Below are 20,092 nucleotides of genomic sequence, written 5' to 3'. Positions count from 1 at the left end.
TTCAATGGAGGAGGGGATTTCTCGGCCGAAACGAGAAAAGGCAGACGCCCCCGTCTGCCTTACAAACGCAACTCCTCCTCTTCGGCGCCTGCCGCCTCCTCCTCTTTGCTCGGCTCTTTTTTTGCCACTTCCAGCGATTTCACATGATGGCCATCCATTTCCTTCACCGTAAACAAGTAGCCATCGATTTCTACACTCTCGCCTGGTTTGATATCATAATGCTTCGTTAAAATCCAGCCGCCGATCGTATCGACGTCATCATCGTCAATGTCCAGCCCAAGCAAATCATTCACTTCGCTGATCAACACTTTGCCATCCAAGATCAATCGATCGTCTATTTTTTGAATCAGCGGCGTTTCATCAATATCAAACTCATCTTGGATTTCGCCAACGATTTCTTCCAAAATGTCCTCGACTGTAACCAGTCCAGACGTGCCGCCGTATTCATCGACCAAAATCGCCATATGGATGCGTTCTTTTTGCATTTTGACCAACAAATCGTGAATGGCGATCGATTCAATCACTTGAATGATCGGGCGGATATAGTCTTTCATCTGCTTTTCGTTGGACGGATTGGCAATAAAGTCCGTAAACACCTCTTTCACGTTGATGAGTCCAAGCACATGGTCTTTATCGCCGTCAATGACCGGATAGCGCGTATACTTTTCTTCGCGAATGATGTCCAAGTTTTCCTTGACGCTTTTGTTAATATCGAGCGCCACAATTTCTTTGCGCGGCACCATAATTTCTTTCGCTATGCGGTCGTCAAAACGAAAAATGTTATTGACATAGCGGTACTCTGACTGATTGATCTCCCCGCTTTTGTAGCTTTCTGATAAAATGAGGCGCAACTCCTCCTCAGAGTGGGCGATTTCATGCTCCGCCACCGGCCTGAGGCCAAACAGGCGCGTCACGAGCCGCGCAGAGTTGTTGAGCGTCCAAATGAACGGATACATGATTTTGTAAAACCAGATGAGCGGCTGAGCCGTAAACAGCGTAATCGCTTCCGCCTTATGAATGGCAAACGTCTTCGGCGCTAATTCACCGACGACGACATGCAAAAAGGTGATGAGCGAAAACGAAATGATAAACGCTAAAAAGTGGGAGACGGATTCCGATAAATGGAGGCGTTCAAACAGCGGCAGCAACATCCGCGCCACCGTCGGCTCCCCAAGCCAGCCAAGGCCAAGCGAGGTGAGCGTAATGCCGAGCTGGTTCGCCGATAAATAGCCGTCCAAATTCGAAATCACTTTTTTCGCCGCGACCGCCCGTCGATTCCCTTCATTGACAAGCTGATCGATGCGCGAGCTGCGCACCTTGACGATCGCAAATTCAGAAGCGACAAAAAAGGCGGTGCAAGCGATGAGAAACGCCACCAACAGCAAACTGGCTATATCCAATTCGTCTCCGAGCGCGGATGAAGCGCCCAGGTTACACCTCCTGCACACAAAAGTTTCCATTGCAGCTGATAGACGATGATGCCGCTGGGCCGCCTTAGGCGGCCCAATATGTTACGATTCCTCATTATTGTTCCCTTGGGTGAAAATGAGCACATATTTCAGCAGCTCAAACACGGCAATCAACGTTGCCGCGACGTATGTCAGCGCCGCCGCGCCAAGCACTTTGTTTACGCCGCGCGCTTCATTTGGGGCGATCAACCCTTCAGCCAGCATAAACCGCTTCGCCCGTGCGCTCGCGTTGAACTCCACCGGCAAGGTAATGATTTGGAAGGCCACCGCCAGCGAGAAAAACAAAATGCCGAGTCCAATCAGCGAAAATTGATGGAGCACAAATCCAACGAGCAACAACAACGGCGCAACGCCCGAAGCGAAGTTCACAATCGGAAACATCCGGTGGCGAAGGACGAGCGCAGCGTAGCCTTGCTGGTGTTGAACGGCATGGCCAACCTCGTGGGCGGCAACGGAAATGGAAGCGATTGAACGCCCATAAAAGACCGGCTCCGACAAACGGACCGTGCGGGAAATCGGATCATAATGGTCGGACAATCTCCCTGGCACGACCTCCACCGGCACATGGTGCAGCCCGTGGCGGTCTAAAATCATGCGCGCCACTTCCGCCCCCGTCAACCCCGATGAGGCTGGAACTTCAGACCAGGCATTGAAATTGCTTGATACCTTCCATTGCGCCCAAAGCGATATCAGGAAGGCGATAAAAATGAAAATATCCATCGGATGGAATAGCATCACAGCACCCTCCGTTTTTTCAATGTTCATCAAATGTGTATACTATTATTTATTGTACTTGCTCACCTTTTCATACGTCAAACGGCCCGCTCCGGTTTCAAAAAAAAAACAGCGCCTGCATCGAGGCGCTATTTGGCTGATGGGGACATCAAAAATTGAAATTGTCTGGGTCAGGACCGACCCGTTTGTTCAAGTTCAACGCGTCGATCTGTTTCATTTCTTCGTCGGTCAGCGAGAAATCAAAAATATCAGCGTTTTCCTTGATCCGCGCCGGCGTCACCGACTTCGGGATCGTCACAACGCCGTGTTGCAAATCCCAGCGCAACACCACCTGCGCCGGCGTTTTCCCGTACTTGCGCCCAATGTCAATGATCGTCGGTTCGCTTAAAATTTCCCCGCGCATGAGCGGCGACCATGCTTCAAGCTGGATGCCGTTTTCCCGGCAAAACGTAAGCAACTCTTTTTGCGTCAGGCGCGGGTGATACTCGACTTGGTTGACCATCGGCTTGATTTCACAATCCGCCAGTACATCTTGCAAATGGTGGATATGGAAATTGCTTACGCCGATCGCGCGCACATAACCGTCTTTATACAACTTTTCCAGCGCCTTGTACGTCTCTTTATACTTCCCTTTCACCGGCCAGTGGACCAAATACAAGTCGACATAATCGAACCCGAGTTTTTTCAAACTTTTGTCAAACGCCTTCAGCGTCGTCTCATACCCTTGATCGGTGTTCCATACTTTCGTTGTCACGAACACTTGTTCGCGAGGAATGCCGGATTCGCGGATCGCTCGACCGACACCTTCTTCGTTTTCATAAAAAGCGGCTGTATCGACATGGCGGTAGCCGATCTCGAGCGCGGTGCGCACCGCGCTTCTTACTTCCTCCCCTTCTTTGACTTTATAAACGCCAAGGCCGACCCAAGGCATTTTCACCCCGTTATGCAAAGTGGCGCAATCTTGCAGGCCGTTCATATCCTCTCCTCCTCGAGCGTCATTATAGTTTCATTATGGGAAAAGAGGGAAAGAAAATCAAAATATATGCTTGCTCTCCTTTCTCACTTCCCCACGTCCCTCTTGTTCTTTCTTTAGGGGAAAATCAACGCAAAAACGAGGGGAAACGTTCCCCTCGCGCTGTCATTGCATTCCTTTTTTCATCCATTCGGCGATTTGCAGCGTGCGGCTCCTTTCCCGACGCAGTCAGAAACATGCGAACGGAAAAGCTGTCAATTGGACTTGCAGATCGGCTCCTGACTCTTATTTGGCCACGCTCATCGAGGCGCGCTCCACTTCAGCTTCGTTCGGATGAAACTCGTTTTCCATTTTCGAAACAACCACTGTCGCTACAGCATTGCCGATAATATTCGTAATCGCCCGCGCTTCCGACATGAAGCGGTCAACCCCAAGCAACAAGGCGATGCCTTCGACCGGAATCATCGGGAACGCCGCCAAAGTCGCTGCCAACGTAATGAATCCCGAACCGGTAACCCCTGCTGCCCCTTTCGAGGTGAGCATTAATACGCCAAGCAACGTCAGCTCTTGCCAAATGGTTAAATCAATGCCGTACGCTTGGGCGATGAAAATGGCTGCCATCGACAGGTAAATCGATGTGCCGTCTAGGTTAAACGAATACCCTGTCGGAACGACAAGACCAACAACCGATTTCGAGCACCCGTATTTTTCCAAACGTTCCATCAGCCGCGGCAGCGCTGATTCAGACGAAGACGTGCCCAAAACAAGCAACAGTTCCTCTTTGATATAAGCGAGAAACTTAAAGATGTTAAACCCATAAAACTTGGCAATCCCGCCAAGCACGACGAAAATGAAAAGCGCCATCGTAATGTAAACAGAACCCATCAGTTTACCGAGCGACACGAGCGATCCGAGGCCGAACGTGCCGATCGTGTACGCCATCGCGCCGAACGCGGCGATCGGCGACACCTTCATAACCATGTTGACGACGCCGAAGAAAATTTCTGCCAGCCGTTCAAACAAGGAAATCACTGGTTTTGCTTTTTCCCCAAGCGCGGCAGCCGCTAAACCGAACAACACGGCGAAGAAGAGCACCGGAAGCAGTTGGCCGCTCGCCATCGCGGCAACGACGTTGTCGGGAATGATGCTTAAAATGAAGTCAACAAAACCGTGGCTTGTTTCTTCCGCTTGTTTCGTGTATTGTGAAATGTCGCCGCCTTTTACTGCATCGGTATGAAACCCAACCCCTGGTTTGACAAGGTTGACGACGACAATCCCGATCGCCAACGCAAACGTCGTGACAATTTCAAAATAAATGAGCGCCTTGCCGCCGATGCGGCCGACCTTTTTCAAGTCGCCCATATTGCCGATTCCGATGACGACGGTGAAGAAAATGATCGGGGCGATCACCATTTTAATCAGCTTAATAAATCCGTCTGCCAATACTTTTAACTTCGCTCCGAATTCTGGAAATAGAAATCCGACAATGATCCCTAAAATAATGCCGATGATGACTTGCACCGTCAAGTTTTTCAGTTTTCTCCGCATTTCTCCCACTCCTTTCGATATATTGGCAACGCTTTCAACATTATCATAAAGAAAAATCGTTGAAATCAAAATATTATGGTGATAATGGTCGTTTTGGTCTTTTTGGTCTTGACCTTTTTTGCTGTTCAAAAACAAAAAAGCTTCCGCCCGCGGAAGCCTATTACGATCCTCTAATTTCATTCAAAAGCCCGGAACCAAACTGCCTCGTAAACTCGTCGTACAGCGGGGCGAACTTCTGCTCCCATTTCCGTTTCTCCTCTTCCGACAGCCGGTAAAGGAAGACATCTTCACGCCGCTCGAGCTGCTTGAGCTCCCGTTCGTTTTGCTCTTTCGACTGCTCTAAATTCCAACGCGTCGCTTCAGCCATCGCTTCAGTTATTTTTTGCTGGATGTCTTTCGGCAAACTGTCCCAAAATGACTGATTCATCATGACTGCGTACCCGAGATACCCGTGATTGCTGATTGTAATATACGGTTGAAATTTGTAAAACCCTTTCGAATAAATATTAGAAATCGTATTTTCCTGCCCATCAAACTTATGCTGTTCAAGCTCCTGATAAACGCGGTCAAATGAAACAGCAACCGGTTCACCGCCAAGCAAACGAAACTGCTTTTCAATCACTTCGCTCGGCATAATGCGAAAACGCAAGCCGCGAAAATCGTCAGGGGCGATGAGCGGACGGGTTGTGCTCATCATTTGCTTAAATCCATTGCTCCAAAACGCCAGTCCTTTAATTCCTTTTGCCTCCAGCATCCGAAGCAGCTCGGCGCCCACTTTTCCAGTAAACACGCGGCGCACGTCGTCCTCATCGCGGAACAAAAACGGCAAATCGAGCACTTGCCATTCGGGGACAAGCTCTGTCACCTTTGAAAATGATGGCGCGATCATTTGCACGTCGCCGCGCAACAGCGCATCAAGCTCTTCCCCATCCGAATAAAGCGAGCCGTTCGGGAACACTTCGACTTTGACGCGGCCGTTTGTTTTTTGCTCGACGAGCTCGGCAAACTTTTGCGCCGCCAACCCTTTTGGCGTATTCTCTGCTACGACATGGCTGAAATAAATAATGATTTGCTTTTTCAACCCCTTTTGCTCGTCGTCATAAACAAGTGGTTCACGTCCCAGTTGACGGCTAGCTGCCCAGCCGACCAGACCGAGGCCGACAAACAAAAGGATTGTCCATGCTCTCCACTTTTTCCCCATTGTTCACACCATTCTTCCATCCTATTGCTAAAATTGCACTCCAACGGAATGCTCCCCGCCGACTCGAATCATTGAAGCAAAAAAGCGGCTGGAGCTCACGGATTCGGTTTGAAAGCAGCAATCGCCACGCCTTACGTATGCCCCATCTTCTATGCTGGCGGGCAGAATATTTGTTCCCCACCGCCATTTTACACCTTTCGTTTCTTTCCATTCAAGAAGATTTGGTATAATGAAAAAAAACGTTGATTTATTCCTTTCCCGATTCATATGGCATGTTCAACAGCAATCATGATTGCCAAAAAGGAGTTCCGCCATGAACCGGCTGCCGATTCGCTGGAAAATTACGATTTTGATTTTCGCCATCGTCAGCTTTTCCATGTTGCTGAGCGGTGTATTCATCATCAGCGACTTTTTCCATACAAAGGAGGAGGAACTCAGCCAGCGCGCCTTGCTAACCGCGCGCACCGTCTCCGAGATGCCCGAAGTCAGACGCCATATTGTCGAAAACAAACAAAGCCGGGCGCTGATCAATCCGGTCGTCGAGCGGGTGCGCGTCATTCACAGCGCCGACTATATCGTCGTTCTCGATATGAACAAAGTGCGCCTCTCCCATCCGCTTCCTGCGATGATCGGCACGATCTCCCGCGGTGCTGATGAGGGGCCGGCGTTTGCCGAACATACGTACACTTCCAAAGCCCGCGGGGAAATCGGGACAGTGGTTCGCGCCTTCGTTCCCATTATGAACAGCGATCACGAACAAATTGGCGTCGTCATCGCCGCCTACCGGTTGCCGACGTTTTTTGAAGCCATTGATTCTTTGAAAGAAGAAGCTGCTGTAGCGGTCGTTTTGTCGCTCGTTGTCGGTGGAATTGGCGCATGGCTGCTCGCCTCCCATATCAAGCGGCAAATGTTTGAGCTGGAACCGCATGAGATCGCCAAGCTGCTGATCGAACGGACGGAAGCGTTTAACGCCATGCATGAAGGCGTCATCGCCATTGACAGCGATGAAAAAATTACCATCTTCAACGACCGGGCAAAACAAATGCTCGGCGTCAAAGGGGATGTCATCGGCCGATCGATCCGTTCCATCATTCCGGACACACACCTTCCGGAAATCTTGGAAGTAAACAAGCCGATTTACAATAAGGAGTTGCAGATCGGCAATTTAACGATTTGGAGCAACCGCATCCCGATCAAAGTCAACGGAAAAACGGTCGGCGCCATCGCCATTTTCCAAGACCGGACGGAAGTGAAACGGCTGGCCGAAGAATTGACGGGCGTAAAGGCGTTTGTCCACGCCTTGCGCGTGCAAAATCATGAATACATGAACAAGCTTCATACGATCGCCGGCCTTATTCAGCTCGGCCATATTGAAAAAGCGCTCGAGTACGTGTTCCAAGTTACAGAGGAACAAGCAGAACTGACGCAGTTTTTAAGCCGCAACATCAAGGACGAAAGCATTTCTGGATTGCTCTTAAGCAAAATCCGCCGCGGCAAGGAGCTCGGCATCCGCGTGACAATCGACCGGCACAGCCGGCTGCACCGCTTTCCGCCGCATCTCGATCACCATGATTTTGTTGTTCTCCTTGGCAATTTAATTGAAAACGCCTTCGATGCCTTTCGCGGCGTAACCGACCGGGAAAAAGAAATTTACGTCAGCCTTGAACAAAATGAAGAAATTTGTTCCCTCTCGGTCGAAGACAACGGCCAAGGCATTGCTCGCGAGCATATTGACCGCATTTTTGATGAAGGCTTTTCAACCAAAGGGGAAAACGGACGCGGCATCGGCTTGTATTTGGTGAAGCAAATTGTGGAAAAGGGAAACGGGCGCATCGATGTGCAGTCGGAGGAAGGGAAAGGAACGGTGTTTACTGTTACCTTTGATATGTGACTACCCATTCATGCAGCGGCGGCCGCGAAAGACACTCCCGTCGAGACGAAGGAGGAAAAGGCTATGTATCGCGTGTTGTTGATCGAGGATGACCCGATGGTGCAAGAAGTGAACCGGCAAATGATTGAACAAGTGGACGGCTTCACCGTCATCGGCCTCGCTCGAAACGGTGAAGAAGGACTCCACCTCATTCACGAGCTCCGTCCGGATTTAGCGATGATTGATATTTACATGCCGCAGCTGGACGGCCTTGAAACATTAAAACAAATCCGCGCCCGCGGCCATGAAGTTGATATCATCGCCATTACCGCGGCGAGCGACATTGAAACGGTGCGCCGCGTCCTGCAAAACGGCGCCTTCGATTACATTGTGAAACCGTTTAAATTTGAACGGCTCAAACAGGCGTTGGAAAATTATCGGACGTTCCGCCGGTCGCTTGCGGAAAAGGAATCGCTCACCCAGGTGGAACTCGATGCCCTAAGGCGGGCGACTGAACAACCGGCCGGACCGTCCTCCGAGCTTCCGAAAGGACTGAATGAGGTAACATTGGAAAAAGTGATCGCCTATTTGCGCCAACACCGCTTCCCCGTTTCCGCCGAGGAAGTGGCCGAAGGAGTCGGCATCGCCCGCGTCACCGCCCGCCGCTATTTGGAGTACCTTGAGAAAACGGGAAAAGTCGTGCTCGATGTTCAATACGGCGGCGTCGGACGCCCAGTGAATCGGTACCATCTGAAAGCAACATAACACGATGCCGTTTCGAGCGGCTTCAAGCTGGTTGTCAGAGACGGAAAGCCAGGCCCTATTATGCCGCATCCCGCACCAGCAACCGGGCAGGCAGCTCTTCCTGCTTTCGCGTCACATTGCCTGTCTCCAGCCAATGGTGAAGAAGGCGGAACGCTCTTTCCCCGAGCGTAAAATGGGGGAGTGCCACGGTTGTAATGCCCAGCATTTCGGCCAGCGGATCATTTCCACTTCGTGGGAGCACACGATCAGCCCATCCATTTGCCTCATCCGCAGCCGCTCCAACGCCTCGAGCTCCCCTTCTACATCATAATTCGTCTGAAACAAAAGCAACTGGTAGCCATAACGGAGTGCTTCCTTTCGCCTTGCACGTCAAACAACGTGCAAAAACAAACAAGCAGAAAAAATAGGGAAACGAGTCTGTTTGTTTCCACCGTTTCAATTGGTATAATGGGGGGTATATGGAACGTAGGGAGGAATGAACATGATTCGATACTGGAAACTGTTGTTCTCTCTCGCTGTCGCCTCCGTCTTGCTGGTTGGCTGTGGAACGAAAGAGCACGAGACGACACAGGCGGCAAAGGAAGAGCAGACAGCCGACGATCAAAAACCATCGTCTGATGCGCCGTCATCCAAGAACCCTTCTCCTTCGAAGGAAGCAAAAGAGCAAACATCAACGAAAAAGAACGAAGAAGAGCAACGAGCGGCAGGAGGAGGACAACCCGCTGCTTCACAACCGACCATTTCATTGTCCTACCAAGATGGAAACCAAACCGTCACGAAAACCGCAACGCTGCAAACAAGCAACAATCAGCATTTTTCCCTCTATGTTTTGGAAGGGTGGACCCTTGACGCCGAAGAACCGGGCGCCGATGTCTTGCTTCATGGCGACGCATTCGCCCGCATCCGCTTGCTTTCGGAGGGGGAAACAAACTACGAGCAACTAGCGCAAGAACATGCCCAAGCGGTTGACGCCAACGCCGCCCGCCAACAAACGAACGGATTGCCTAAGCCGTTCGCTGATGCCGTTTGGTACACTGCCCAAGCGGACGGTGTCACCGTTCATGTCATCGCCAGCGCCCAACCGACGCCGATGCTATTGACCGTGCACGCTCCAAGCAACGAAGACGTGCTTGGCGCCGTACTCGCCATGGCGGCGACGCTGCAAAAGCAATAACTTATTTTAGGGAGGGCCTCGCCCTCCCGCCTTTCCAAAAAGAAAAACCCTCTTTTCACCATATGAAGAGGGTCAAACGAGCTGCTTGCTTTCTTCTTTGCGGAAAAATGTTCTCATCGCATGGAACACATCCGATTTTTGCTTCAAAATATAATAGCGGAATTTTTCGTCTTTAATATTGCGATACGCCGACATGAGCGTGGAATGGCGGTTGTACTGGTTGACTTCCCCATACCCAAACATGTTCGATACTTTCATCAGCTCCTGAACAAGCTTCACGCAGCGGGCATTGTCCGATGTCAGGTTGTCGCCGTCCGAGAAGTGGAACGGATAAATGTTGTAGCGCGACGGTGGATATTTTGTCTCAATGAGTTCAAGCGCCTTGCGGTAGGCTGATGAGCAAATCGTTCCACCGCTTTCCCCTTTCGTGAAAAACTCCTCCTCACTGACGACTTTTGCTTCCGTATGATGGGCGATAAAGGCGATGTCCACCGTTTCGTATTTCGTGCGCAAAAAGCGGGTCATCCAGAAGAAAAAGCTGCGTGCCATATATTTTTCCCACATGCCCATCGATCCGCTTGTGTCCATCATCGCCAAGACGACCGCCTTCGATTCTGGTTTGACGACTTCGTTCCACGTTTTAAACTTCAAATCTTCACGGTAAATCGGATAAAAGCCTGGTTTGCCGTTCATGGCATTGCGCTTGAAGGCAGCGAGCATCGTCCGCTTCTTATCGATATTCCCCATCAGCCCGGTGCGGCGGATGTCGTTAAATTCGATATGTTGGGTTACATTTTGATCCAGCTCTTTTCGTTGCAAGTTGGGCAGCTCCAATTGGCTAAAGAACGCTTCCTCAATCTCCATCAGCGACACTTCAGCTTCGTAATAATCTTGGCCCGGCAAATCGCCAGCACCTTGGCCTTTTCCTGGCCCCTGCCCCTCCCCGCTTCCGTCTCGGGCCACCACATCACCGACTTGGCTGTCTCCATTTCCTTGGCCGACGTGTTTGTTTTTCTCATAATTGTAGCGGATTTTGTATTCATCGAGCGAGCGGATCGGAATTTTAATCACATCGCGCCCGTTGGACATGATAATGCTTTCTTCCGTAATTAAGTCGGGCAAATTGTTTTTGATCGCTTCCTTCACTTTTTCTTGATGGCGCTTTTGATCATCATATCCTTTGCGGTGGAGGGACCAGTCTTCCTTCGATACAACAAAATTCCCCTTCATGTTTTCCCCTCCTTTGAAAAAATCATTTTCACACTTTTCGCTTTCCCGCATATACTTATGTTGGCGTCATCAAAACGGGCCATCACTATGCCAAGTTGGTTTATTTTATCGTATGCAAAAATTCAAAATAATTGACCAATGAATGAGGAAAATAGAAAAGTAGACAAGCCCGATTATCAGCTTCGCGCCCTCTTGTTCTCTTCCTTTTAGCGAAGCTCGCTGCGTCGTCTTTGCTCGACCCTCCCTGTGCAACTCGGTCAGACAGAGGAGGAGGATAAAAAAAGCATGCCTCAGCGCTTGAGGCATGCCTAGCGGTTCAACAAGCTGCCGACATAGCGGAGCAATTCGTTGGCTGACGTGGAGTTGTACCCGTATTCATCAATGAGGCGGGCGACGACTTCGTTAATTTTTTTCAACTGCTGCTCATCCGGTGTTTTCGTCGACGTTGTAATTTTCACAATATCTTTTAGATCAGCGAACAGTTTTTTCTGGATTGCCTCGCGCAGCCGTTCATGCGAGTTGTAATCAAATCGCTGCCCTTTGCGCGCATAGGCGGAAATGCGGATTAAAATTTCTTCACGAAACGCTTTTTTCGCATTTTCGGAAATGCCGATTTGTTCCTCGATCGAGCGCATCAGCTTTTCATCCGGATTCATTTCCTCGCCAGTGAGCGGATCGCGCAGTTTCGTCTTGTTGCAGTACGCCTCGACGTTGTCCAAATAGTTATCCATCAACGTTTTCGCCGACTCTTCATACGAATAGACGAACGCCTTTTGCACTTCTTGTTTGGCGATTTCGTCATATTCTTTACGCACAAGCGAAATGAAGTTCAAGTACCGCTCGCGGTCTTCCTTCGTGATCGACGGATGCTGATCCAACCCTTCTTTCAACGAACGAAGCACGTCAAGCGCATTGATCGACGGCACTCCTTTGCGAATGATGCAGGCAGAAATGCGGTTGATGACATAGCGTGGGTCGATGCCGCTCATCCCCTCGTCCGGATGCTCCTTTTTCAGCTCCTCCACATCGACCTCGCTGAATCCTTCGATCATTTCGCCATCATACAAGCGCATTTTCTTCAATAAATCCACATCCGGCCGCTTCGATTCTTTCAACCGCGTCAAAATCGTAAACATGGCCGCAATCCGCAACGTATGTGGAGCGATATGCACGTCGGCGACATCGCTTTCGCGGATCATTTTTTCGTAAATGCGTTCTTCTTCGGAGACGCGCAAGTTGTACGGAATCGGCATCACGATAATGCGCGAGTGAAGCGCCTCATTCTTTTTGTTCGCAATGAACGACCGGTATTCCGTTTCGTTCGTATGAGCGATAATCAATTCGTCGGCGCTGATTAAAGCAAACCGCCCAGCCTTGAAATTGCCTTCTTGCGTCAGCGACAGCAAATGCCAAAGAAATTTTTCATCGCACTTTAACATCTCTTGAAATTCCATAATCCCGCGGTTGGCTTTGTTCAGCTCGCCGTCAAACCGGTACGCGCGCGGGTCGGACTCGGAGCCGTATTCCGCGATCGTTGAAAAATCGATGCTTCCCGTTAAATCGGCGATGTCTTGCGATTTTGGATCAGACGGACTGAACGTCCCGATGCCGACGCGGCGGTTTTCCGAGAAGAAAATGCGCTCCACTAGCACGTCTTCAATGCGTCCGCCGTACTCTTTCTCAAGCCGCATCATATTGAGCGGCGACAGCTCGCCTTCGATGCGAATGCCGTATTCGCGGTAAAAATCGTCGCGCAAATGGTGAGGAATGAGGTGAAGCGGATCTTCATGCATCGGGCACCCTTTAATGGCATACACCGCGCCGCGCTCTGTTTTTGAATACTCTTCAAGCCCACGCTTTAGCAAAGTCACAAGCGTCGACTTCCCGCCGCCAACTGGCCCCATCAGCAGCAAAATCCGTTTCCGCACATCAAGCCGCTTCGCCGCCGGGTGGAAATATTCCTCAACGAGCCGCTCAAGCGCCTCCTCAAGCCCGAACAGGTGCTGGCTGAAAAACTTATATCGTTTCCGCCCATTCACCTCTTCGACCCCAGCATCTTTGATCATATTATAAACACGCGAATGAGCCGACTGGGCCACCCACGGCTTTTCTTTTAAAATCTTTAAATACTCAGCAAACGTTCCTTCCCATTTCAACTTTTCTTCTTCTTCCCGATACCGGGCGATTTTTTGCAAAATATCCATAAAGGACCTCCTCACCCTTGGATGTCTAACAGCAAGATTATTACAATTTATGCGAGGATGTCCCGTATCATTCGCCGCAAAAAAAATTTTGTCTCCTAACAACCAACTGCGGTCATTCACATGCTTGGCCATATTCGCTATAATAAAAGGGGAAACGCCTGCCACTTTCATTATGAAGGAGGAACAAACGATGCGCACTTTGCTTGTGCTAGGGGTTATCATTGCGTTTTTGACGGCCATTTTCACCGCTGGCTATGAAGACAAACCAGGCGTCAGACAATAAGACCAAAAAAACGACCTCCAGAGCGAAGGTCGTTTTTTTGTTTATGACAACCCATAAAACCGTTGTTGGCGCAACGCTTCGTACACTAAAATGGCCGCCGTGTTCGACAAGTTTAACGAGCGCACTTTGTCATTCATCGGGATGCGAAGGCAACGGTCCATATTGGCCTCAAGCAGCTCCTTCGGCAGTCCGGTCGTTTCACGGCCGAACACAAAGAAAATATGTTTTTCTGTATCGCTGAAATCAAACGAATCATAATACCGGCGCCCGAATTTCGTAATGAAATAAAACTCCCCTTCCGGAAAGCGGGCGAATAGTTCGTCAAGCGAGTCATAATACGAAATATTGACATACGGCCAATAATCAAGCCCGGCGCGCTTTAACATTTTATCATCCGTAGAAAAACCGAGCGGGCGGATCAAATGGAGCGACGTATCGGTTGCTGCGCACGTACGAGCGATGTTTCCAGTATTGGCTGGAATTTCTGGCTGGTATAGCACTACATGAAGCGGCATTTCCTTCACCTCAGCAACGTTTATTTGCGATCGATGATGTGAAAAAACTTATAGCGAATGTTCGGCGTATAGGCGCTTGAATCTTCATACGACCAATAGCGCATTCGGCTGTTTGTCGTATGGGCGTTCACAAGCGGCATCCCGTTCTGATCTTTCGCCACCACAATCGTTGAGTGGTCGAAGCGTCCGTCCCCTTGAAAATCATAACAGATGACATCACCTGCCATCAATTGCTCCGGCTCCGCCACTTCCACCGCCTGCAAGCCGATGCGCGACCCGCTCAAATACCAACGAAAAGCATGGGCCACAGCCCAGCTGTAACTCCAACTTCCGTGTTGACACCACCATCCCCTCGCCCGGTTCGGATAGCCCGTCATCGGCGCCCCGCCTGCATACAAGCATTGAGAGACAAAATTCGTGCAATCCACCGGAAACGACGGAAACACCGGGTTATGCCGATTCCACCACGTTTCCGCATACCGCACCGCCCGGGCGCGGTCATACTGGTAAGAAAGACGCTCCCCCGTCCATTGCTCTCGTTCGACGCGCGGCGCCTCCATATCCCCCCCCAACCGGTTGATCGGTTCATCAGTTACAAGCTCACCGCGAACAAAACAGGCGCATCGCTCCTCAACCTGTTCTTCTATATATAGTGAACCCCTTTGCTTAATTAAAAATTGATGGTGGGCAATATACATAACTTTCGCTTCCCGCTCGATGGTCTGCCTGCCGACAATTTGTCCCCGGATCGTGCAACGGACGATCTCCGCACCGCGCTTTTGGCAAAGCCGTTGCTTTCTTGCCGCCTCTTCGCTTCGGATATTGCTTTCCGACACAAACGAGCGGGCTCGCTCATCCAACCACGCGCGCAACTGTTTTTTCATGCTGCTTTCCACCACTTTCGTTTTTGTTACTACCTTATGTGGGGAAGCTGCGTTTTTTTCCCTATTCCTTTGCCTCAGCCAACAGTTTCAGTCCTTTTTCAATCTCAGCGATCACATCGGCATCCGCCTCCGTTTGCCGCGCGGCCTCCAAGTAAGGCTTAGCGCTTGGATCCCCGATTTTCCCGAGCGCCCACGCCGCCGTCCCGCGGATGACGGGACGGCTATCCTCTTTCAACAAACGCAGTAAGTGCGGCACCGCGGTTTGGTCTTTGTAATGGGCGAGCGCCAGAATGGCATTGCGCTGAATCGGCTTTTTCCCACGCCATGAACCCGCCATGGCCCCAAATGTTTCTTTAAATTCACGGTTGCTCATCTGAAGCAGCGGGATGAGCTTCGGCTTTACCGCTTCCGGATCCGGCTCGAATTCTGGATGCAAATGAAAGTCTTTCCCCTTATTTTCCGGGCAGACTTGCTGGCATGTATCGCAGCCGTACAGCCGGTTCCCGATTTTCTCCCGAAACTCGTCGGCTAAAAAGCCTTTCGTTTGCGTTAAAAAGGAAAGGCACCGCTGTGCGTTCAGTTGCCCTCCTTGCACAAGCGCCCCGGTCGGGCAGGCATCAATGCATTTCGTGCACGTGCCGCATCGGTTTTCAACCGGTTCATCAGGGGGAAATGGAATATTCGTAATCATTTCTCCCAAATACACATACGATCCAAACTCCGGTGTAATAATAGAGCAGTTCTTGCCGCTCCAACCGATCCCTGCTCGTTCCGCCACCGCCCGATCAGCGAGCTCTCCGGTATCCACCATCGAGCGAACGCGGGCATGGGGCACTTTGGCCAGCAAAAACTCCTCGAGCTGCTGCAAACGTTCCCGCAACACATCGTGGTAGTCCTTTCCCCATGAAGCGCGGCAAAAAACGCCGCGCCGTTCCGTCTTTGTCCCCCGCGGCGCATTTTTCATTTTAGACGGATAGGCAAGAGCAATGGCAATAATCGATTTTGCTTCCGGAAGAAGCAATGAAGGATTCGTCCGTTTCTCAATATCTGGTTCCTCAAAACCGGACTGATAGCCGAGCTCCTGCTGGCGGCGCAGCCGTTCCTTTAATTCAACAAACGGATCAGCGCTCGCAAATCCGATTTTATCAATGCCGATTGACCGACTGTACTCAATGACTTCCTGCTTTAATGCCATAACATCCATCGTTTTCCCTCCTTTCGTCATATATGGTAAAATGAAATCCGAGGTGATCAAGATGAAATGCGTGATATCAGAACAACTAAAGCAACGCCTTCCTTCTGGTAAATTCGGCGTCATCCGCTATCATCATATCGAGGTCAGCGATTCACCGCAAATGTTAAGGGGGAGGCTTGAGCTGTTTCAAGAATCTCTTTACATCGAGCTGCAGGAAAAGTCGATTGCCGACATCCCTGAGATGGTCGAATGGCGCCGTACTTTCAAACAAATCGGAACGGACCCAAGCCGCTATCGACCGTCAAGTGAAAGCCTGTACCGACGCATCCAGAAAAAAAGCTTCATTCCGCCTATCCATTCAGCGGCGGACATAAACAACTTTTTTTCACTCTATTATAAAATTCCGCTCGGCATCTATGATCTAGACCGCATCAACGGGACAGTGACGCTCACGATCGGCACGGAACAAGATGAATACATCGCGTTAAACGGCCGCACAGTCAACTTTGCCAACAAACTCGTCAGCAAAGATGAACGAGGGCCGTTTGGCAGTCCGATCGTCGATTCGGAGCGGACCGCCGTGACGAGAGAAACGAAAAACGCTTTGCAAATCGTTTACTTTCTCCCATCAACGCCAGAAGAAACCGCCAAGCGCCAGCTTCAAGCCATCCAAACGATGTTTGTGCAAATTCATGGCGGCGAAGCCGACGCCCAATTGTTCATTTGATCTTCTCCCCCCACTTTCCTGCTGTTGGAAACGGGGGACTCCCTCCCTACTTGAACTCTCTCCCACCTACGCTCACGCGTGGAAGTGGGGTTCTTCTCGGTTTAGGGTGATAAAGAAAAAAACGCAATGCCTCGTTCTTTAACGAAACGAAACACTGCGTTGTCCCCAACAATCATAACGTAATTTTAAAGCTAACGAGAGATATTATAACAGACTTCCACACGCATCGCAAGAAAAAAACGCAAAAATCGACAAAAGAAATTGTACAAAAGGGCACCAGAATCTCTGGTGCCAGCAACCAGTGACCCGTACGGGATTCGAACCCGTGTTACCGCCGTGAAAGGGCGGTGTCTTAACCACTTGACCAACGGGCCATTATGGCGGAGAAGGCGGGATTTGAACCCGCGCGCCGCAAAACTGCGACCTAACGGTTTAGCAAACCGTCCCCTTCAGCCACTTGGGTACTTCTCCAAAGAAATGGCTCCGCAAGTAGGATTCGAACCTACGACCTACCGGTTAACAGCCGGTTGCTCTACCGCTGAGCTATTGCGGAATGATGAATAACTATATGTTATGCACATCTTCCAAATGTGCTCGTTGCCTCTTCCTCTGCCAGCTAATTCAAGGAAGCGAGATGCGTCGAGGCAACTCGAAGCGAATTCGAAGATGTGAAGCTCGTCGCTCCGATTTTGCTGTGGAACGATGGGGCATTGTTCGCCCATTATTATAGCGAATGACCCAAAAATATTCAATGGAAAATAATGGGCCTAAGTGGACTTGAACCACCGACCTCACGCTTATCAGGCGTGCGCTCTGACCAGCTGAGCTATAGGCCCATAAAAAGCGGGTGATGGGAATCGAACCCACGACATCAGCTTGGAAGGCTGAGGTTTTACCACTAAACTACACCCGCATATCATTTAGTTGAACATCCGCCACGCTGCTTCCATGCCCCTTCCTCTACCAGCTGATTCATAGAAGCCAGATGCGTCGGGGGCAACTCGAAGCAGATTCGATGATGCAGATGCTCGTGGCTGAGGTTTTACCACTAAACTACACCCGCAAATATAGAATATTAATGAAAAGGGCGACTAGTGGGAATCGAACCCACGCATGCCAGAGCCACAATCTGGTGCGTTAACCACTTCGCCATAGTCGCCTCGTTCTGGTGCCGGCTGCAGGACTTGAACCCGCAACCTACTGATTACAAGTCAGTTGCTCTACCAATTGAGCTAAGCCGGCACGATTTTAAAGTGCATGGCGGAGGAGGAGGGATTCGAACCCCCGCGCGCCTTGCGGCGCCTCTCGGTTTTCAAGACCGACCCCTTCAACCACTTGGGTACTCCTCCAAAAAAGCAACAATAATAATGGTGGACCTTGTAGGACTCGAACCTACGACCGGACGGTTATGAGCCGTCTGCTCTAACCAGCTGAGCTAAAGGTCCGATAATGGTGGCGGTGGAGGGGATCGAACCCCCGACCTCACGGGTATGAACCGTACGCTCTAGCCAGCTGAGCTACACCGCCAAATTTAAGTCAAAAGGTGGAGCCTATCGGGATCGAACCGATGACCTCCTGCTTGCAAAGCAGGCGCTCTCCCAGCTGAGCTAAGGCCCCATGATAAATCGGGAAGACAGGATTTGAACCTGCGACCTCACGGACCCGAACCGTGTGCTCTACCAAGCTGAGCTACTTCCCGACAAAACGCGCTCGAGAGGATTCGAACCCCTAACCTTCTGATCCGTAGTCAGATGCTCTATCCAATTGAGCTACGAGCGCACAAGTGCCGAGGGCCGGACTCGAACCGGCACGGTAGTTACCTACCCCAGGATTTTAAGTCCTGTGCGTCTGCCAATTCCGCCACCCCGGCGGAAGTGGAGCGGAAGACGGGGCTCGAACCCGCGACCCCCACCTTGGCAAGGTGGTGTTCTACCGCTGAACTACTTCCGCAAGACGATGAGCCATGGAGGACTCGAACCTCCGACCCTCTGATTAAAAGTCAGATGCTCTACCTACTGAGCTAATGGCTCATGGGTTCAATAACACTCCGAGACAACGATGTCCCTTCCTCTACTAGCATATTCGAAGATGTCAGATGCGTCGGGACAACTCGAAGCGAACTCGAAGATGTAGCGCTCGTTACTGAGCTAATGGCTCGCGGTTGCCGCCTTAATGGCTTAAGGGGTTATTAAGGAATAAGAATGCCGGCTGCAGGACTTGAACCCGCAACCTACTGATTACAAGTCAGTTGCTCTACCAATTGAGCTAAGCCGGCACATTTAAAATTAGTTAGTGACTCATGTTGTCTGCCTAGTTGTGCCTCTTCCTCTGCAAGCTGATTCGAGGAAGCTGAGTGCGTCGAGGCAACTCGCAGCCAATTCGATGATGCCGATGCTCGTCTCTACCAATTGAGCTAAGCCGGCACATTTAAAATTAGTTAGTGACTCATGTTGTCTGCCTGGTTGTGCCTCTTCCTCTGCAAGCTGATTCGAGGAAGCTGAGTGCGTCGAGGCAACTCGCAACAGACTCGACGATGCGAATGTTCGTCGCTACCCATTGAACTAAGCCGGGGTGGTTTGAACATCTGACATGTCTGTGAACTACTCCCACTTAGCTTTGCATGAAGCGGGAACCTTCTTTCGGAACTATGATAAAAATGGTGGCTCGGGACGGAATCGAACCGCCGACACAAGGATTTTCAGTCCTTTGCTCTACCGACTGAGCTACCGAGCCATATATTATTTTTTAACTCGCTCGTTGAATTGCTCTGTGCCTCTTCCTCTACAAGCTGATTCAAAGACGCTCGATGCGTCGAGGCAACTCGAAGCGAATTCGATGAAGCGGATGCTCGTCTCTACCGAATGAGCTACCGAGCCATACCATATTTTTCGTGATTTTGGAACAATGGCGGTCCCGACGGGACTCGAACCCGCGATCTCCTGCGTGACAGGCAGGCATGTTAACCACTACACTACGGGACCAATTTTGGTTGCGGGGGCAGGATTTGAACCTGCGACCTTCGGGTTATGAGCCCGACGAGCTACCGGACTGCTCCACCCCGCGATGATGAGAAAGTAAGTTGATTTTCACAATGCTTTTAGTGTTGTTGTTCGTTGCCTCTTCCTCTACAAGCTGATTCAAAGACGCTCGATGCGTCGAGGCAACTCGAAGCGAATTCGATGAAGCAAAGGCTCGTTGCTCCACCCCGCGATGATGAGAAAGTAAGTCAGCTTTTATATTAAGATGGTGGAGGATGACGGGATCGAACCGCCGACCCCTTGCTTGTAAGGCAAGTGCTCTCCCAGCTGAGCTAATCCTC

The 20,092-nt window shown here is 50.6% G+C and carries 15 protein-coding genes and 20 tRNA genes; 4 read left to right on the top strand and 31 right to left on the bottom strand.

Translation table 11 applies throughout. The features are described from left to right. Positions 1-59 precede the first annotated feature (59 nt). The 5 genes from ABS784_RS06135 to ABS784_RS06115 all read right to left on the bottom strand — a co-directional run bounded on the left by ABS784_RS06135 (position 60) and on the right by ABS784_RS06115 (position 5,926). Entirely contained in the window at positions 60-1,400 is a 1,341-nt protein-coding gene (locus tag ABS784_RS06135) for a hemolysin family protein (protein ID WP_011230068.1), read from the bottom strand. 111 nt (positions 1,401-1,511) lie between these two features. Further along, entirely contained in the window at positions 1,512-2,204 is a 693-nt protein-coding gene (locus tag ABS784_RS06130; RefSeq protein ID WP_011230067.1) for a zinc metallopeptidase, read from the bottom strand. Between the two features lie 148 nt (positions 2,205-2,352). After that, positions 2,353-3,180, bottom strand: a complete 828-nt coding sequence (locus ABS784_RS06125) for an aldo/keto reductase (protein WP_011230066.1) — start codon at positions 3,178-3,180, stop codon at positions 2,353-2,355. Between the two features lie 282 nt (positions 3,181-3,462). After that, a complete protein-coding gene (locus ABS784_RS06120) occupies positions 3,463-4,725 on the bottom strand; it encodes a dicarboxylate/amino acid:cation symporter (RefSeq protein WP_025039067.1) in 1,263 nt (420 codons plus the stop codon). Between the two features lie 160 nt (positions 4,726-4,885). Then, positions 4,886-5,926 (bottom strand): TRAP transporter substrate-binding protein, encoded by a 1,041-nt coding sequence (locus ABS784_RS06115; RefSeq protein ID WP_014194935.1) that lies wholly within the window; start codon positions 5,924-5,926, stop codon positions 4,886-4,888. A 313-nt stretch (positions 5,927-6,239) separates the two neighbouring features. On the opposite strand from ABS784_RS06115, the gene ABS784_RS06110 reads away from it, so the two are divergent. Next, positions 6,240-7,817 carry an ATP-binding protein gene (locus ABS784_RS06110; protein WP_011230063.1) on the top strand — a complete coding sequence of 526 codons (1,578 nt, stop codon included), beginning with the start codon at positions 6,240-6,242 and terminating at the stop codon, positions 7,815-7,817. A 63-nt stretch (positions 7,818-7,880) separates the two neighbouring features. Further along, positions 7,881-8,561: a response regulator gene (locus ABS784_RS06105; protein WP_011230062.1), complete on the top strand. Its 681-nt coding sequence runs from the start codon at positions 7,881-7,883 to the stop codon at positions 8,559-8,561. A gap of 58 nt (positions 8,562-8,619) precedes the next feature. Here ABS784_RS06105 and ABS784_RS06100 read toward each other — a convergent pair whose 3' ends face one another. Continuing rightward, positions 8,620-8,802, bottom strand: a complete 183-nt coding sequence (locus tag ABS784_RS06100; RefSeq protein WP_352511798.1) for a hypothetical protein — start codon at positions 8,800-8,802, stop codon at positions 8,620-8,622. Positions 8,803-9,042: 240 nt separating this feature from the next. Here ABS784_RS06100 and ABS784_RS06095 point away from each other — a divergent pair, with 240 nt between their 5' ends. Next, complete coding sequence (locus tag ABS784_RS06095; protein WP_013523004.1) at positions 9,043-9,735, top strand: hypothetical protein; 693 nt, start codon at positions 9,043-9,045, stop codon at positions 9,733-9,735. A gap of 72 nt (positions 9,736-9,807) precedes the next feature. On the opposite strand, the gene yhbH is transcribed toward ABS784_RS06095, so the two are convergent. The 5 genes from yhbH to queG form a co-directional block, all read right to left on the bottom strand. Further along, positions 9,808-10,965 (bottom strand): sporulation protein YhbH, encoded by a 1,158-nt coding sequence (gene yhbH / locus ABS784_RS06090; protein WP_033024751.1) that lies wholly within the window; start codon positions 10,963-10,965, stop codon positions 9,808-9,810. 308 nt (positions 10,966-11,273) lie between these two features. Further along, a complete protein-coding gene (locus ABS784_RS06085; RefSeq protein WP_011229990.1) occupies positions 11,274-13,169 on the bottom strand; it encodes a PrkA family serine protein kinase in 1,896 nt (631 codons plus the stop codon). Positions 13,170-13,493: 324 nt separating this feature from the next. Next, a complete protein-coding gene (trmL, locus tag ABS784_RS06080; protein WP_011229988.1) occupies positions 13,494-13,967 on the bottom strand; it encodes a tRNA (uridine(34)/cytosine(34)/5-carboxymethylaminomethyluridine(34)-2'-O)-methyltransferase TrmL in 474 nt (157 codons plus the stop codon). 20 nt (positions 13,968-13,987) lie between these two features. After that, positions 13,988-14,851 (bottom strand): amidase domain-containing protein, encoded by an 864-nt coding sequence (locus ABS784_RS06075; protein WP_023634359.1) that lies wholly within the window; start codon positions 14,849-14,851, stop codon positions 13,988-13,990. Positions 14,852-14,912: 61 nt separating this feature from the next. After that, positions 14,913-16,055 (bottom strand): tRNA epoxyqueuosine(34) reductase QueG, encoded by a 1,143-nt coding sequence (queG, locus tag ABS784_RS06070; protein WP_011229986.1) that lies wholly within the window; start codon positions 16,053-16,055, stop codon positions 14,913-14,915. A 52-nt stretch (positions 16,056-16,107) separates the two neighbouring features. Between queG and ABS784_RS06065 the strand changes: the two genes are divergently transcribed. After that, positions 16,108-16,773, top strand: a complete 666-nt coding sequence (locus tag ABS784_RS06065) for a B3/B4 domain-containing protein (RefSeq protein WP_011229985.1) — start codon at positions 16,108-16,110, stop codon at positions 16,771-16,773. 302 nt (positions 16,774-17,075) lie between these two features. Here ABS784_RS06065 and ABS784_RS06060 read toward each other — a convergent pair. The 20 genes from ABS784_RS06060 to ABS784_RS05965 form a co-directional block, all read right to left on the bottom strand. Continuing rightward, positions 17,076-17,147, bottom strand: a tRNA-Glu gene (locus tag ABS784_RS06060). 4 nt (positions 17,148-17,151) lie between these two features. Then, a tRNA-Ser gene (locus tag ABS784_RS06055) sits at positions 17,152-17,244 on the bottom strand. Between the two features lie 7 nt (positions 17,245-17,251). Continuing rightward, positions 17,252-17,326, bottom strand: a tRNA-Asn gene (locus ABS784_RS06050). 209 nt (positions 17,327-17,535) lie between these two features. Beyond that, positions 17,536-17,609, bottom strand: a tRNA-Ile gene (locus ABS784_RS06045). Positions 17,610-17,615: 6 nt separating this feature from the next. Continuing rightward, positions 17,616-17,686: transfer RNA gene (locus ABS784_RS06040), tRNA-Gly, on the bottom strand. Between the two features lie 173 nt (positions 17,687-17,859). Next, positions 17,860-17,932, bottom strand: a tRNA-His gene (locus ABS784_RS06035). A 7-nt stretch (positions 17,933-17,939) separates the two neighbouring features. Continuing rightward, a tRNA-Thr gene (locus tag ABS784_RS06030) sits at positions 17,940-18,015 on the bottom strand. Positions 18,016-18,031: 16 nt separating this feature from the next. Further along, a tRNA-Ser gene (locus ABS784_RS06025) sits at positions 18,032-18,122 on the bottom strand. Between the two features lie 19 nt (positions 18,123-18,141). Continuing rightward, positions 18,142-18,218: transfer RNA gene (locus ABS784_RS06020), tRNA-Ile, on the bottom strand. A 5-nt stretch (positions 18,219-18,223) separates the two neighbouring features. Next, a tRNA-Met gene (locus ABS784_RS06015) sits at positions 18,224-18,300 on the bottom strand. A 17-nt stretch (positions 18,301-18,317) separates the two neighbouring features. After that, positions 18,318-18,390: transfer RNA gene (locus ABS784_RS06010), tRNA-Ala, on the bottom strand. 8 nt (positions 18,391-18,398) lie between these two features. Continuing rightward, positions 18,399-18,472 (bottom strand) — tRNA-Pro (locus ABS784_RS06005). 6 nt (positions 18,473-18,478) lie between these two features. Continuing rightward, positions 18,479-18,552, bottom strand: a tRNA-Arg gene (locus ABS784_RS06000). Positions 18,553-18,557: 5 nt separating this feature from the next. Continuing rightward, positions 18,558-18,643, bottom strand: a tRNA-Leu gene (locus tag ABS784_RS05995). A 5-nt stretch (positions 18,644-18,648) separates the two neighbouring features. Continuing rightward, a tRNA-Gly gene (locus ABS784_RS05990) sits at positions 18,649-18,723 on the bottom strand. A gap of 7 nt (positions 18,724-18,730) precedes the next feature. After that, positions 18,731-18,803 (bottom strand) — tRNA-Lys (locus ABS784_RS05985). Positions 18,804-18,975: 172 nt separating this feature from the next. Then, positions 18,976-19,048 (bottom strand) — tRNA-Thr (locus ABS784_RS05980). Between the two features lie 382 nt (positions 19,049-19,430). Beyond that, positions 19,431-19,506, bottom strand: a tRNA-Phe gene (locus tag ABS784_RS05975). 172 nt (positions 19,507-19,678) lie between these two features. Continuing rightward, positions 19,679-19,754 (bottom strand) — tRNA-Asp (locus ABS784_RS05970). 5 nt (positions 19,755-19,759) lie between these two features. Then, positions 19,760-19,836: transfer RNA gene (locus ABS784_RS05965), tRNA-Met, on the bottom strand. Positions 19,837-20,092: the final 256 nt, after the last annotated feature.

Source organism: Geobacillus sp. G4, assembly GCF_040327975.1.
Lineage (GTDB): Bacteria > Bacillota > Bacilli > Bacillales > Anoxybacillaceae > Geobacillus > Geobacillus thermoleovorans.
Note: the sequence above shows the minus strand (reverse complement) of the source record. Positions and strands in the feature narration are given on the sequence as shown.

Bases quoted from the DNA above. Each gene is read 5' to 3' on its own strand.
- ABS784_RS06130 (WP_011230067.1), bottom strand. From the start codon at position 2,204: ATGCTATTCCATCCGATGGATATTTTCATTTTTATCGCCTTCCTGATA.
- ABS784_RS06125 (WP_011230066.1), bottom strand. From the start codon at position 3,180: ATGAACGGCCTGCAAGATTGCGCCACTTTGCATAACGGGGTGAAAATG.
- ABS784_RS06120 (WP_025039067.1), bottom strand. From the start codon at position 4,725: ATGCGGAGAAAACTGAAAAACTTGACGGTGCAAGTCATCATCGGCATT.
- ABS784_RS06115 (WP_014194935.1), bottom strand. From the start codon at position 5,926: ATGGGGAAAAAGTGGAGAGCATGGACAATCCTTTTGTTTGTCGGCCTC.
- ABS784_RS06110 (WP_011230063.1), top strand. From the start codon at position 6,240: ATGAACCGGCTGCCGATTCGCTGGAAAATTACGATTTTGATTTTCGCC.
- ABS784_RS06105 (WP_011230062.1), top strand. From the start codon at position 7,881: ATGTATCGCGTGTTGTTGATCGAGGATGACCCGATGGTGCAAGAAGTG.
- ABS784_RS06095 (WP_013523004.1), top strand. From the start codon at position 9,043: ATGATTCGATACTGGAAACTGTTGTTCTCTCTCGCTGTCGCCTCCGTC.
- yhbH (WP_033024751.1), bottom strand. From the start codon at position 10,965: ATGAAGGGGAATTTTGTTGTATCGAAGGAAGACTGGTCCCTCCACCGC.
- ABS784_RS06085 (WP_011229990.1), bottom strand. From the start codon at position 13,169: ATGGATATTTTGCAAAAAATCGCCCGGTATCGGGAAGAAGAAGAAAAG.
- trmL (WP_011229988.1), bottom strand. From the start codon at position 13,967: ATGCCGCTTCATGTAGTGCTATACCAGCCAGAAATTCCAGCCAATACT.
- ABS784_RS06075 (WP_023634359.1), bottom strand. From the start codon at position 14,851: ATGAAAAAACAGTTGCGCGCGTGGTTGGATGAGCGAGCCCGCTCGTTT.
- queG (WP_011229986.1), bottom strand. From the start codon at position 16,055: ATGGATGTTATGGCATTAAAGCAGGAAGTCATTGAGTACAGTCGGTCA.
- ABS784_RS06065 (WP_011229985.1), top strand. From the start codon at position 16,108: ATGAAATGCGTGATATCAGAACAACTAAAGCAACGCCTTCCTTCTGGT.